Annotated in this window: 12 protein-coding genes, 10 tRNA genes and 1 rRNA gene; 20 read left to right on the forward strand and 3 right to left on the reverse strand. The window is 39.6% G+C overall.

The features are described 5' to 3' along the window. The first annotated feature begins 62 nt into the window (after positions 1 to 62). From rrf to BALCAV_RS21340, 4 genes are all read left to right on the forward strand, one after another. Positions 63 to 178: ribosomal RNA gene (rrf, locus tag BALCAV_RS18795) — 5S ribosomal RNA — on the forward strand. A gap of 26 nt (positions 179 to 204) precedes the next feature. Then, a tRNA-Asn gene (locus BALCAV_RS18800) sits at positions 205 to 279 on the forward strand. A 27-nt stretch (positions 280 to 306) separates the two neighbouring features. After that, positions 307 to 379, forward strand: a tRNA-Thr gene (locus tag BALCAV_RS18805). Between the two features lie 222 nt (positions 380 to 601). Then, entirely contained in the window at positions 602 to 1,489 is an 888-nt protein-coding gene (locus BALCAV_RS21340; RefSeq protein ID WP_004427134.1) for a universal stress protein, read from the forward strand. 86 nt (positions 1,490 to 1,575) lie between these two features. Here the strand turns inward: BALCAV_RS21340 and BALCAV_RS21835 are convergent, their stop codons facing one another. Further along, entirely contained in the window at positions 1,576 to 1,722 is a 147-nt protein-coding gene (locus BALCAV_RS21835) for a YjcZ family sporulation protein (protein ID WP_004427132.1), read from the reverse strand. A 266-nt stretch (positions 1,723 to 1,988) separates the two neighbouring features. On the opposite strand from BALCAV_RS21835, the gene BALCAV_RS18820 reads away from it, so the two are divergent. Next, complete coding sequence (locus BALCAV_RS18820) at positions 1,989 to 2,270, forward strand: hemolysin XhlA family protein (RefSeq protein ID WP_004427130.1); 282 nt, start codon at positions 1,989 to 1,991, stop codon at positions 2,268 to 2,270. Positions 2,271 to 2,405: 135 nt separating this feature from the next. Here BALCAV_RS18820 and BALCAV_RS18825 read toward each other — a convergent pair whose 3' ends face one another. Next, positions 2,406 to 2,588: a hypothetical protein gene (locus BALCAV_RS18825; protein ID WP_004427129.1), complete on the reverse strand. Its 183-nt coding sequence runs from the start codon at positions 2,586 to 2,588 to the stop codon at positions 2,406 to 2,408. 171 nt (positions 2,589 to 2,759) lie between these two features. Here BALCAV_RS18825 and BALCAV_RS18830 point away from each other — a divergent pair. From BALCAV_RS18830 to BALCAV_RS18865, 8 genes are all read left to right on the forward strand, one after another. After that, a tRNA-Glu gene (locus BALCAV_RS18830) sits at positions 2,760 to 2,834 on the forward strand. A 384-nt stretch (positions 2,835 to 3,218) separates the two neighbouring features. Then, positions 3,219 to 3,294 (forward strand) — tRNA-Val (locus BALCAV_RS18835). A 13-nt stretch (positions 3,295 to 3,307) separates the two neighbouring features. Further along, positions 3,308 to 3,380: transfer RNA gene (locus BALCAV_RS18840), tRNA-Thr, on the forward strand. A gap of 9 nt (positions 3,381 to 3,389) precedes the next feature. Continuing rightward, positions 3,390 to 3,474 (forward strand) — tRNA-Tyr (locus BALCAV_RS18845). A 10-nt stretch (positions 3,475 to 3,484) separates the two neighbouring features. Next, positions 3,485 to 3,559 (forward strand) — tRNA-Gln (locus BALCAV_RS18850). Between the two features lie 26 nt (positions 3,560 to 3,585). Continuing rightward, positions 3,586 to 3,658: transfer RNA gene (locus BALCAV_RS18855), tRNA-Lys, on the forward strand. Between the two features lie 44 nt (positions 3,659 to 3,702). Beyond that, a tRNA-Gly gene (locus tag BALCAV_RS18860) sits at positions 3,703 to 3,777 on the forward strand. Between the two features lie 7 nt (positions 3,778 to 3,784). Continuing rightward, positions 3,785 to 3,857: transfer RNA gene (locus BALCAV_RS18865), tRNA-Ala, on the forward strand. A 148-nt stretch (positions 3,858 to 4,005) separates the two neighbouring features. Here BALCAV_RS18865 and BALCAV_RS21840 read toward each other — a convergent pair. Beyond that, complete coding sequence (locus BALCAV_RS21840; protein ID WP_003320537.1) at positions 4,006 to 4,182, reverse strand: aspartyl-phosphate phosphatase Spo0E family protein; 177 nt, start codon at positions 4,180 to 4,182, stop codon at positions 4,006 to 4,008. 185 nt (positions 4,183 to 4,367) lie between these two features. On the opposite strand from BALCAV_RS21840, the gene sigW reads away from it, so the two are divergent. The 7 genes from sigW to BALCAV_RS18900 all read left to right on the forward strand — a co-directional run. Beyond that, a complete protein-coding gene (gene sigW, locus BALCAV_RS18870) occupies positions 4,368 to 4,931 on the forward strand; it encodes an RNA polymerase sigma factor SigW (RefSeq protein ID WP_003320538.1) in 564 nt (187 codons plus the stop codon). A gap of 15 nt (positions 4,932 to 4,946) precedes the next feature. Next, positions 4,947 to 5,588 carry an anti-sigma factor family protein gene (locus BALCAV_RS18875; protein WP_003320539.1) on the forward strand — a complete coding sequence of 214 codons (642 nt, stop codon included), beginning with the start codon at positions 4,947 to 4,949 and terminating at the stop codon, positions 5,586 to 5,588. Between the two features lie 521 nt (positions 5,589 to 6,109). Next, positions 6,110 to 6,934 (forward strand): diadenylate cyclase CdaA, encoded by an 825-nt coding sequence (cdaA, locus tag BALCAV_RS18880; RefSeq protein ID WP_003320540.1) that lies wholly within the window; start codon positions 6,110 to 6,112, stop codon positions 6,932 to 6,934. Continuing rightward, positions 6,927 to 8,171: a CdaR family protein gene (locus BALCAV_RS18885; protein WP_003320541.1), complete on the forward strand. Its 1,245-nt coding sequence runs from the start codon at positions 6,927 to 6,929 to the stop codon at positions 8,169 to 8,171. The genes cdaA and BALCAV_RS18885 overlap by 8 nt, the downstream gene beginning before the upstream one ends. 27 nt (positions 8,172 to 8,198) lie before the next feature. Next, the gene (gene glmM / locus BALCAV_RS18890; protein WP_003320542.1) at positions 8,199 to 9,545 is read left to right on the forward strand and encodes a phosphoglucosamine mutase; all 1,347 of its coding nucleotides are present in this window, start codon (positions 8,199 to 8,201) and stop codon (positions 9,543 to 9,545) included. Positions 9,546 to 9,958: 413 nt separating this feature from the next. After that, positions 9,959 to 11,761 (forward strand): glutamine--fructose-6-phosphate transaminase (isomerizing), encoded by a 1,803-nt coding sequence (gene glmS, locus BALCAV_RS18895; RefSeq protein WP_003320544.1) that lies wholly within the window; start codon positions 9,959 to 9,961, stop codon positions 11,759 to 11,761. 774 nt (positions 11,762 to 12,535) lie between these two features. Then, a partial coding sequence (locus BALCAV_RS18900) for a transposase (protein WP_040324238.1) occupies positions 12,536 to 13,153 on the forward strand: 618 nt, incomplete at its 3' end.

Below are 13,153 nucleotides of genomic sequence, written 5' to 3' on the forward strand. Positions count from 1 at the left end.
CGTGACATGACTGAGGGAGAGAAGTTGACGAAGAAATACGAAGCTTATCTGAAGTCAAAAAGTCTGGTGGCGATAGCGAAGAGGTCACACCCGTTCCCATGCCGAACACGGCCGTTAAGCTCTTCAGCGCCGATGGTAGTTGGGGGCTTCCCCCTGTGAGAGTAGGACGTTGCCAGGCGACCTTTTTTTATATTTCTTTATTGTTCCACAGTAGCTCAGTGGTAGAGCAATCGGCTGTTAACCGATCGGTCGTAGGTTCGAGTCCTACCTGTGGAGCCATTTTTGTATTATTTTTTATATTTTCGGGCTTCCATAGCTCAGCAGGTAGAGTGCTTCCATGGTAAGGAAGAGGTCACCGGTTCGAGCCCGGTTGGAAGCTTTGTATAACAACATAGATAAATTACATCATTTTAGAGCGGTCTCCTATCGAGGTCGCTCTTTTAGTATGAAGAGAAGATGTGTTTTAGTTAAAGACAATTTTAGTTGTGAATTTATTCACAAATACGTAACCATTTGTACCAAAGCAAAACTCTATTATCACTTATAATAAAGGTAGAATTAGAAATAATCTAATTCTTTATCAGATAAGGAGGAATGAACTATGTATAAACGAATTTTGGTGGGTGTGGATGGTTCAAAGCAGTCTGAACAAGCTTTGCTAAAGGCAATTGAGTTGGCAAAGGTTAATGACGCTACATTAGTTATTGGTCATGTAATAGATGTGAAAAATCTCCCAAGCGGCTCACATTCGTTATACACGGGGGATCTCATTGCTGCCTGGGAGAAAAAGACTGAGACTATGCTTCGGGCGTATAAAGAGCAAGCAGAAGAGAACGGATTAGAGAATGTTGAAACTTATTTTATAAATGGAAATCCAAGAGTGGATTTGTCGAATAAACTGGTTAAAGAAAAGAATGCAGACTTATTAATTACTTCAAGGACAGGTAGGAATAGAATTGAGAAGTTTTTAACAGGTAGTGTAGCTGAGGCCTCTATACGAAATGCTCCTTGTGATTATTTAATGGTTAAGGATTGTGAGGAAAGCAGTTTGAAATCCTATAAGCATATTTTAATCGCAGTTGATGGTTCAGAACAAGCTGACCATGCATTTGCAGAAGCAGTAAGGATAGCTAAACAAGTGGGAGGAGCTTTAACGATCGCTAATGTTATTCCGAATATGGTCTATGTAAATGGAGCTTTATCCTCTGTTCCATTGTCTGTGAATAATAAAGCGATGAAGCAAAGCGAGGAGCTAGTTCAAGGGTATAAAGAAAAAGCCGAAGCAGCTGGAATCACAAAAGTGCAAGTTGATATATCAATAGGTGACCCTCGTGATATGTTGACAGGAATGGTACCGAAAGAAGTAAAGCCAGATTTAATGATTTGCGGGGCAACAGGTCAAAGCAGGTGGATTAGATTTATGGTAGGAAGTGTAGCAGATGCAATGCTTAGACATGCAAAATGTGATGTTTTAGCTGTAAAAAAATAATAGCAATAAAACTAAACCCCCAAGTGATTGGTCTATCGTTTGGGGGTTTGGCTTGTAGTTATTTTCGTTGATCAGGTTTCATATCATTATTTGCAGTAAGAAGCGCCAATGATGACGAGTAGGATGAATAGAACAACGATTAGCGCAAACCCATTACCACAACCGCCACCATAACCTGCAACTGGTGCATAGTTATAACCACATCCGTAGCCAGCTCCGCCGTAGAATCCCATAAAAACACCGCCTTTCATATGGGGATATTACACGATATGCAGATAGCTAGTATAAGGTTTTAGGCAAATGACACTTTATTTAGGTTCTTGCTTATTGCTGATGGTGTGTTAAGAGGTACTAAGAAGTAAGTGACATCAGTGGAAATTTGAAGGAAAGGGTACTTGTTGTGCCAACTTCCCATTAGAGAAATATAATATATTAAGCACGTCCATATATTACTTTCTTTGGAAAGTGTTTAAACTCAATAGTTAGGAGAGGAAAGCAGATGGAGAAGTCTCAAACGGAGAAGTCCCTGTCGCAGCTTTCGAAGGATGTTGAACAATTGAAATTAAAACAAGAGACATCAGATAGTCGTATTACTAGCTTAGAAACAAAAGTTCAACTACAGGAGCAGGCGTTGGGCAACTTGGTAAAGAGCATTGATAAAATCGAGGAAAATACGGTTTGGTTAAGGCAGACAATAACTAGGGCAGTTATTTTTGGCTTAGTAGGTGTTGTTTTTAGTGTTCTTACAGCTGTGATTATGTGGGGCTTACGAATTGGCTAGGAGTGTAATTTGGGGGATGGTTCGAAAGGCTTTATATATCAAGGTAGGGGAAGAGGAAATAGTCGGTCCTCTTTCAAGGACCGGCGATTGAACATTAGATGAATTGCAGAAGAAGAGTGGAGAAGCCTTTTTGTTTTAAATTTTTTTTATAATTTCATCTCTTTTTAAGCCGGTTACTGCTCCAATTAATTGTATGTCAATGCCGTAGTCTAACATACACTCGGCTACTTCTAATTTTGTTTCTTCTTGTGCAGATGTTCGCACGTATTCTAGAAGGTGAAGTAGCTTTTTTTCATTTAGTTCACTCACTCTCTCCATAAAAAAGTCACTCCTAGTTATGATAATGTTAATCCTTATTATACGAACATTAGTTCTTATTTTCAAGCTATTTCTCATTTTAAAAAAGAAAATAAAAAAATATAAAATTAAGCTTGTCTTTTTGTGTAGAATTAGTTATAATATTTTTTGTCAGTAAGAAATGTTTGTTAAGGCCCGTTGGTCAAGCGGTTAAGACACCGCCCTTTCACGGCGGTAACACGGGTTCGAATCCCGTACGGGTCACCAATTTTAATTGAAGCATAAAAGACAGTTGTCGAAGAGAAGCGAAAAGATCGAGGATAGGAAGTGTTCGAGAGAAGGAGCGTACATCGTACGTGACTGAAGGAGAAACACGAGCTAGACGAAGATATTTGAAGCATAAAAGACAGTTGTCGAAGAGAAGCGAAAAGATCGAGGATAGGAAGTGTTCGAGAGAAGGAGCGTACATCGTACGTGACTGAAAGAGAAGACGAACTAGACGAAGATATTTGAAGCATAAAAGACAGTTGCCGAAGAGAAGCGAAAAGATCGAGGATAGGAAGTGTTCGAGAGAAGGAGCGTACATCGTACGTGACTGAAGGAGAAACACGAACTAGACGAAGATATTTGAAGCTTATCTGAAGACAAAATGGAGGATTAGCTCAGCTGGGAGAGCACCTGCCTTACAAGCAGGGGGTCGGCGGTTCGATCCCGTCATCCTCCACCATTTTTTTAATTATGCCGGCCTAGCTCAACTGGTAGAGCAACTGACTTGTAATCAGTAGGTTGGGGGTTCAAGTCCTCTGGCCGGCACTCTTTTGTGGAGGGGTAGCGAAGTGGCTAAACGCGGCGGACTGTAAATCCGCTCCTTCCGGGTTCGGCGGTTCGAATCCGTCCCCCTCCACCACTTTCATTAATGGGCTATCGCCAAGCGGTAAGGCAACGGATTTTGATTCCGTCATGCGTTGGTTCGAATCCAGCTAGCCCAGCCAATTATATCTTTTATAGAGATAATTTTGAGCCATTAGCTCAGTCGGTAGAGCATCTGACTTTTAATCAGAGGGTCGAAGGTTCAAGTCCTTCATGGCTCATTTTTGAATGCTGCTTAAGCTTAAGTAGCATTTTTTGTCTAGCTGCGGAAGTAGTTCAGTGGTAGAACACCACCTTGCCAAGGTGGGGGTCGCGGGTTCGAATCCCGTCTTCCGCTCCAATCTTTTGGGGCCTTAGCTCAGCTGGGAGAGCGCCTGCTTTGCACGCAGGAGGTCAGCGGTTCGATCCCGCTAGGCTCCATCTGTTTTAAAACCTGTGTTATTTCATCGACGAAATAGTGCGGGTTTTTTTGAATGAAAAAGAGACCTTAAGATAGGGATTATCGAAGGTCTCTTCCTTTTTATTGTTTAAATTATTATATCTATTATGGAAGTAAAAATTTGATTTATTAAGATGAGCGAGTTTGAACCATACTTTGGTATTGATGAATTAATACATCTAATTGCTGGCTACATGAGATGACTTCATTGGATTGAAGGTTCGATTCTAATGCCAATTTATTAAGTTTGTCGCGGTTTTTTTCGATATCATTTAAAAGTCTATCGATTGAGGCATATTTTTTCATCTTTGTAATCCCCTTTACAAAAATATTAGTTTGTTCATATACCTTTATAAAAACTGTTCCCAAATAAATTGCATGATAAACATAAAAAGGAAGAAATTTTAAAAATTCGTGGTAAAATAAAAAATAAGTGAAACTTGTATCGGATTAATTCGTAAACCATAGTAGAGGAAAATAGGGGATTTGCAATGGATAAATTAGTGAAAAGGATCATAAAGGAAGTGAAGAAGGGTGACGAGCAAGCATTTGCTGAGCTAGTGGAACTCTTTAAAGATAAAGTATATCAAGTAGCCTATCGTATGGTTGGGAATTCTTATGAGGCTCAAGACGTAGCACAAGAAGCTTTTCTCCGTGCTTATACAAATATTGAGCAGTATGATATTAATCGGAAGTTCTCTACTTGGCTATTTCGAATTGCCACTAACGTAGCGATTGACAGGTTACGAAAAAAGAAACCGGATTATTATTTACAAGAAGAAGTAAAAGGGGCCGATGGGCTGACATACGAATCTCAAATAGCGGCAGATGAAGCTTTACCAGAGGAACAAGTTGTGACATTAGAACTTCAAGAGTGGGTTCAAGATGAAATTAATCGGCTGCCTCTAAAATATAGAACCGTTATTATTTTGAAATACATTGAGGATTTATCCCTTAAAGAGATATCTGATATTCTTGATATGCCTGTTTCCACAGTGAAAACGAGAATACACAGAGGACGTGAAGCTTTAAGGAAACGGATGAAGGATGTATAGAGAGGAGGAATGAAGATGCAATGTGAGCGTAAGTATAATGAACTGATTGATAAATATTTTGATGGTGAAGCAACAAGTGAAGAAAAGCTTGAATTATATAGACATACGGAGAAATGTGAAATATGCCGTGAACATGTGAATCAATTAAGAAAGGCGATTGCCTTTGTTCAAAGTGCTTCACATATCGAAGCACCTGAGGATTTTACGAATAAAGTTATGGCAAAATTGCCGAAAAAGAAGACGACATCAAAATGGAAGGGGCATTTAAGAAAGCACCCCCTTTTAACAGCAGCTGCTATCTTTTTCCTCCTAATGACAGCAAGCATTACGTCAATGTGGTTTGAAAATCAAGAAGGGATTTCTGTAAGTGGTCCTGGGAACGTGATTGTCGACCATGAAACAGGCCAAGTTATCGTTCCAGAAGGTGAAATCATTCATGGTGATTTGACCGTAAAAAATGGCAATTTAATTGTGGAGGGTGAAGTGAGAGGGAATGTTCTGTTAGTGAATAGTGAACCTTACTTAGCCTCAGCTGGTCATGTTTCAGGAGAAATTAGTGAAGTAAACAAAGCTCTAGAATGGGTTTGGTATCATATAAAAACCTTCTTTACTGAAGTTGTCTCGATAACGAATAATAATAATGATTATGACGGTTAAGTGTGATTTCTATTGTTGATTTGCCTCAGGTGCTTATAGTGCCTGGGGTGTTTTTGTAATTTTTCCTTTTAAAAGTGGGAGGAACGAACAAGAGCGGCTGAAAAGACTTCATCACAATATTAGTGATAAAGTCTAAGCATGTTAGTTTTTTTCGGGGAATGGGTTGATCCGATTTGATGAGCTTCATTTTGGCCCCTACATGTGTGAAAATCTCTTAAATCCTTGTTATGACAGTAATCGTTTGAATTCGGTTATGAAGGGAAACTATGCTATAATGAAGAAAAGCTAAGGAAATAAAAGGATGTATTTAGTGGTATTTGCTTATACTAGAAAGACATTCCTATTTCCCAAAGTGTACTTTCAGAAGTTGTGGCTACTTGTTAACTTTGATGAAGGTGGAAGCTGAACTTTCTCACTGAAAGGAAGAGCTTTTTATTTTTTTACATTTTTTTAATGGTTGCGATAAAAACACAAATTAAAGCAAAGATAGATAACTGGATGATGCGGTTTGGAGGGTAGTCATGTTCCCGTTTTTAGAAGATATAGTGATATTTGAATATTTAGGTCAAATTGTTGATATTTTATTGGTGACTTTCGTTATATATAAATTAATTATGATTATACGTGGAACTCGGGCAGTGCAATTAGTGAAAGGAATTACGGTAGTTCTTGCTGTCTGGTTCATAAGTCGTTTGTTTGGTTTAAGGACTCTAGAGTTTATTATGACTCAAACGGTGACTTATGGGGTGCTGGCGGTCATCATTATTTTCCAGCCGGAGTTACGAAGAGCCTTGGAACAATTAGGACGAGGAAGATTCTTTTCCGGCCGAAGTGCTCCACAGGAGGAAGTGAATCAGCGCTCGGTTGAAGCGATTATTAAAGCTTCTACATATATGGGGAAACGTCGAATTGGGGCCTTAATGTCAATTGAAAGAGAGACAGGAATGACCGATTATGTGGAGACAGGCATTCAGATGAACGCTAACTTAACTTCTGAGCTATTAATTAATACGTTTATTCCAAATACGCCACTTCATGACGGGGCTGTCATCATAAAAGATAATCGAATTTTAGCAGCAGGTTGTTATTTGCCACTTTCAGAGAACCCTTTTATTTCAAAAGAATTAGGGACAAGGCACCGTGCTGCATTAGGGGTAAGTGAAGTGACCGATTGTTTAACGGTTATTGTCTCCGAGGAAACAGGCAGTATTTCTTTAACGAAAAATGGTGAGCTCCACAGGGATATTGATGAAGAGAAATTAAGAGATCTCCTAAACGATGAGTTAGAAAAATCAGCACCGACCCAATCTTCTCGTTGGCAGTGGGGAGGGAAGAAAAATGGATAAGTTATTTAACAGTCATTGGTTTGTAAAAATCATTTCTTTTTTTATTGCGTTAATGCTATTTACGATGGTGAATTTAGATAATATTAACAACCAGCCGGGACTATTACCGACTTTATCATCAAGTACACATACAGTTGGGGAAGTTCCTTTAACGGTTTATTATGATGAGGAAAATTATTCGTTAATTGATCAAACAGAAACAGTTCAAGTGACATTGACAGGGAGTCAAACGTCGATTCAGATGTTTCAAATGATGAGGCCTAGCTATGAGGTTTTTGTTGATGTTACGGCTCAAGAAGAAGGTACACATACATTACAAGTCGAGCATCGAGGTTTTCGAAATGATGTAACAGTAGCCATTGTGCCTGAATATGCAAGGGTTGTTTTACAAGAGAAGCAGACGTACTCTTTACCTGTAACGGTAGAATTAGTAAATGAGGAAGAAGTCGAGGAAGGTTATTCTGTTGGAACACCGATTGTGACGCCTGTTAACGTGACAGTTAAAGCAGCAAGGGATGCTGTGGCAGAGGTTGCAACCGCGAAAGCATATGTTAATATAAGTGAGGCAGATGGTCCTGTAGAAGATACAGTCCCAGTTAAACTATATGACCGTAATGGCAATGAGTTATCGCTTGAAACGGAACCTTCCATTGTTGAGGTAAAGGTACCAATTACGAGTCCAAATAAGACTGTGCCAATTAAAATCACACGTGAAGGTGAATTGCCGGATGATTTAAGTTTGGAATCTTTAGTAGTTGAGCCGCGAGAAGTAACGATTTTTGGATCCGCAGAAGTTATTGATGAAATTGATGTATTAGAAGGGATCATTTTAGAGTTATCTGAATTAGAAGATGGCGAGCCAGTTGAATTGGAAATACCTTTACCAGAGGGCATTGAACAAGTAGAGCCAGAAACGATACTGGTGACCCCGACGATTTCAGAGAAAGTGGATAGAGAATTTGAAGATATAAGCTTAGAAATTGTAGGTGAATCCGCCGGTACAACGGTTTCGTTAGCAAGTGGTGAACCGTCTACGATTACGGTGTTGGCCCGAGGAGCTCTTAGCCGACTTGAAGAACTGACAAGAGAAGACATCCAAGTGTTTATTGACGTTAGTCAAGAAGGGGAAGGAGAACACGAGGTCGATGTCCAAGTTAATGGACCAAGAGACTTTGCTTTTGTAGCTAGTCAAAATACGATTACTGTGAATATCAGACTAGAAGAATCTGATGATTGATAGGTCTTGAAGGAGAGAATGAACAATATGGGAAAATATTTTGGAACCGATGGTGTTCGTGGTGTGGCGAATACCGAATTAACACCAGAATTAGCTTTTAAATTAGGTAGAATGGGTGGACATGTCTTAACAAAAGATACGACACATCCACGAGTGGTTATAGGGCGAGATACAAGGATTTCAGGAGAGATGCTTGAAAGTGCGCTTGTGGCTGGATTATTATCAATCGGAGCTGAGGTAATGCGACTTGGTGTGATTTCAACTCCAGGTGTGGCCTATTTAACAAAAGCATTAAGTGCCAATGCAGGAGTGATGATTTCGGCTTCTCATAACCCTGTTCCTGATAATGGAATTAAGTTTTTTGGTCCAGACGGCTTTAAATTATTAGATGAACAAGAAGCTGAAATTGAAGAGCTGCTCGATAAAGCAGATGAATTACCGCGCCCTACAGGTGGGTCACTAGGACAAGTAAGTGACTATTTTGAAGGTGGACAGAAGTATCTTCAGTTTTTAAAACAAACGGTGCAACAAGACTTCTCAGGAGTTCACGTAGCGCTTGACTGTGCTAATGGAGCGGCATCTTCCATTGCCCCGTATCTATTCGCTGATTTAGAGGCCGATATTTCTACAATGGGGACATCGCCAAACGGAGTAAACATCAATGAAGAGTGTGGATCAACACACCCTGAGAAGTTGGCAGCTTTTGTTGTTGAAAAAGGAGCCCAAATCGGTCTTGCTTTTGACGGTGATGCCGATCGTTTAATTGCGATTGATGAAAAAGGAAACATTGTCGATGGCGATCATATTATGTTTATCTGTGCGAAGTTTATGAAGGAGCAGGGCTGGCTAAAGCATGGTACGGTTGTTTCGACCGTTATGAGTAATCTTGGCTTTTATAAAGGGTTAGAAGCAGAAGGTATTGAAACAAAACAAACCGCTGTTGGCGATCGTTATGTGATGGAAGAAATGAGAAAAGGTGACTTCAATCTTGGTGGTGAACAGTCGGGCCATATTATTTTCTTAGATTATATTACAACGGGAGACGGCTTGCTTTCGGCTCTTCAACTAGTCAATATTATGAAAGCGACGAATAAACCATTATCTGAATTAGCAAGTGAGATGGAGACGTTTCCACAACAGCTCGTTAATATTAGAGTTACAGATAAACATGCGGTGACAGATAATGAAAAGGTTAAAGAAGCCATTACAAAAGTAGAAGACGATATGAACGGTGAAGGCCGCGTCCTCGTTCGGCCTTCTGGAACAGAGCCATTAGTAAGGGTGATGGTGGAAGCAAAAACGGAAGAACTTTGTCAACAATTTGTCACATCTATCGCAGACGTTGTGAAGGCGGAAATGGGCTTAAACGAATAGTTTAGAATGAGATGCATAAGTGCACCTTCTCGGTCGCTTATGCATATTTTTATGGTGAGTAACGAAAAATACTCATACCTCTAGTAATGATTTTGTAAATTGACGTTCGGACAACTTTACGTTATGATTAAATTCGATTCTATGATGGAAAGGTGGAGAGGGTTTTAATCATAATTAAAGCGCCAGGACTGCTTTTGAACGGAAAGAAAGGCAGTTGACGAGGTGAGGGTTTATCGATTTTTTCGGCGGATGCCCTCCGGTTGCCGCATGACGACCGTTAAGCTTTTGTAAAAAACGAAGGGGTGACTCTTTGGACAAAATCAAAAGCTGCATGCCCATAAAAAAATGAAAAGAGTGGGGGCGAGTATGTCCCTGAATGATTGCTTGCCCCCAATTATGGGAGGTAACTTATTATGTGTGGAATTGTCGGTTATATTGGAACAAATGATGCGAAGGAAGTTCTTTTGAAAGGGTTAGAAAAGCTTGAATACCGTGGCTATGATTCAGCCGGGATTGCCTTAGTTGCGAAAGAAGGAATCGAGGTATTTAAGGAAAAAGGACGGATTGCGACTTTACGTAGTGTGGTTGACGAAAAGGCTGCCGGTACAGTAGGTATTGGGCATACACGTTGGGCAACACACGGAGAACCAAGTCGAATTAATGCACATCCACATCAAAGTAAAACTGAGCGATTTACATTGGTTCACAATGGAGTTATTGAAAATTACGAACAGCTATCACGCGAATACTTAACAGATGTTAAACCAGCAAGTGACACAGACACGGAAATCATTGTGTTATTAATTGAGAAATTTGTTGGAGAAGGCCAATCTGTTGAATCCGCATTTAGTCATACATTGTCTTTATTAAAAGGCTCTTATGCGATTGCATTATTAGATGGCGAAAATAGTGAGATCATCTATGTCGGCAAAAGTAAAAGTCCTTTATTAATTGGTGTTGGTGATGGTTTTAATGTGATTGCATCAGATGCAATGGCAATGCTACAAGTGACAAAGCAATTCTTAGAAATCATGGACGAAGAATACGTGATTTTAAGTCGCGATCATGTAGTTATCAAAACGTTAAACGGTGAAACAAGAACACGTGAGCCATTTATCGCTGAATATGATGCAAGTGATATTGAAAAAGGAACATACCCTCATTACATGCTAAAAGAAATTGATGAGCAGCCTTTTGTTATTCGTAATATCATTCAACAATACCAAAATGAAGACGGAACGATTCGTTTAGATGATGACATCCGTGACGCAATGAAACAATCTGATCGTATATATGTAATTGCAGCAGGAACGAGCTATCATGCTGGTCTTGTTGGAAAGCAATTAATAGAAAAAATAGCAAAACGTCCAGTAGAAGTGCATATTGCCAGCGAGTTTTTATATAATATGCCACTTTTATCGGAGAACCCACTCTTTATTTTTATTTCTCAAAGTGGAGAAACAGCAGATTTACGTGGTGTGTTAGTCGAAGTGAAAAAACATGGATACCAAGCCTTAACGATTACAAATGTTCCAGGCTCCACACTTTCACGTGAAGCAGACTTTACGTTACACACGTTTGCTGGACCAGAAATTGCAGTAGCCTCCACAAAAGCTTACACGGCTCAAATGGCTGTCTTTACATTACTTGCTGTTGATACAGCGAACGCACAAGGAATTGAGCTTGACTTTGATCCATTACAAGAGCTAGGTATTGTCGCAAATGCGATGGAAGTTCTAACTGATCAAAAAGAAAAGCTAGAAAAAATTGCTCGTCATTATTTAGCTGTATCAAGAAATGCCTTCTTTATCGGCCGTGCCGCTGACTACTATGTATGTCTAGAAGGGGCCTTGAAGTTAAAGGAAATCTCTTATATCCAGGCAGAAGGATTTGCCGGTGGAGAGTTAAAACACGGAACGATTGCCTTAATTGAAGATGGCACACCTGTAATCGCTCTTGCCACACAAGAACACGTAAACCTAAGCATTCGCGGAAACGTGAAAGAAGTCGCGGCACGTGGCGCAAGCCCATGCATCATCAGCATGGAAGGAATGAACGAAGAAACAGACGCATTCGTCATCCCAGCTGTCCACGAATTCTTAACACCACTTGTGTCGGTCTTACCATTACAGTTGATCGCTTATTACGCAGCCCTACACCGTGATTGTGACGTTGATAAACCACGTAACTTAGCGAAAAGCGTGACAGTCGAGTAGGGGCTTGGGATAGAGTTTTTAACTGTGTAGATGTGGATTTTAAGATAAAATGTCACAAGTTTTTATTTGAAATGACACATCATTTTAATATTAAATGACACAGGGTATTTACAAAAATGGATTCGGGAGAAACATACATTTCGTATGTTTCTCCCGATTTTTTATTATATTAATAATGCAATAAACAATTAATGAATGTATTATAGACTTTAAAATTATTTAATGCCGAACCGATATAGTGTGACGTGTACATGTGTCTGCGAGGAAAAAGCTGTTCACAGGAAAATTATTGAATTATTAATAATCACGTATTAGCAACGCAAATTACAATAGAAATAAGCGTACTAAATCGTAATGATTTAGTACGCTTACTTTTGCATTCTATAAAGAACTGTCTTACATGATAAATAACCCTCATTAATCTAGTAGATAGAGGTTAACCACCAAAGGGTAACTATATTTCAAAGTCTTACCTATCTAAAAAATCACGGTTTGTAGATTGAGGCAGCCGTTTTATACGCTCAACCAATTGGAAAATGGTGTACAGTTGTTTATGTATTGTGACTTGGGTTTTGTAAAAAGTACCCATGAGGATGTAGAACGAGAAGAAAACATGCTATCGACTACAAAAATAAAGTAGTCGTTTTTTTATCGAAAAGAAAATCAGAATTACAGGCGTGTTGATTAACCAATAAAATCCAAAAAATAAACAAAAAGAGACACCTTTCTTGTAGAATGGAGTTTGCCGACTACAAACCCAAGAAGAGGTGTCTCATGAACAAGAATACCATATTCCCGAATTTGCTTCAAAAGATTGTTTCAGAAAAAGAACTTGCCGATATTCAGCTTGCCACTGGTTATAAAGATACGGCACGTAAACTCGATGTTTTAACGTTGATCAAGTACCTCGTTTGTGCATCGATGAATGAGTTTAAGAGTTATCGCCATTGTGCGGATGTCGGCGATCAATATGGTCTGCCACAAATTAACCATTCTACTCTTTCAAAGAAAGCCAGTGATGTCCCTTTCCACCTCATGAAGAAGCTATTTGATATAGTCGTGTCCAAATGTAATCGAATGACTCGTCGAGCAATGAACCTTTCTAAGGTGAAGGATCTCTTAATTGTCGACTCAACAACGATTACGGTTGGGAAGGCACGTCTTCCCTGGGCGGTCTACCATGGTGAGCGTTCAGGGGTAAAACTCCATGTCAGCTATACACCACAAGCCGACATGCCCTTTCAAGTCGTTGAATCGACTGGCCTTATGCACGATGGTCCTGTTGGAGAACAATTAGTAGACTCTCGCTTTGTAATGGTAGAAGATCGAGCTTATTTTAAAATCAAGCGAATGGACGAGTTTGTCGAGATGAAACAGCCCTTTGTCATCCGG

The organism is Alkalihalobacillus alcalophilus ATCC 27647 = CGMCC 1.3604, assembly GCF_000292245.2.
Taxonomy (GTDB): domain Bacteria; phylum Bacillota; class Bacilli; order Bacillales; family Bacillaceae_D; genus Alkalihalobacillus; species Alkalihalobacillus alcalophilus.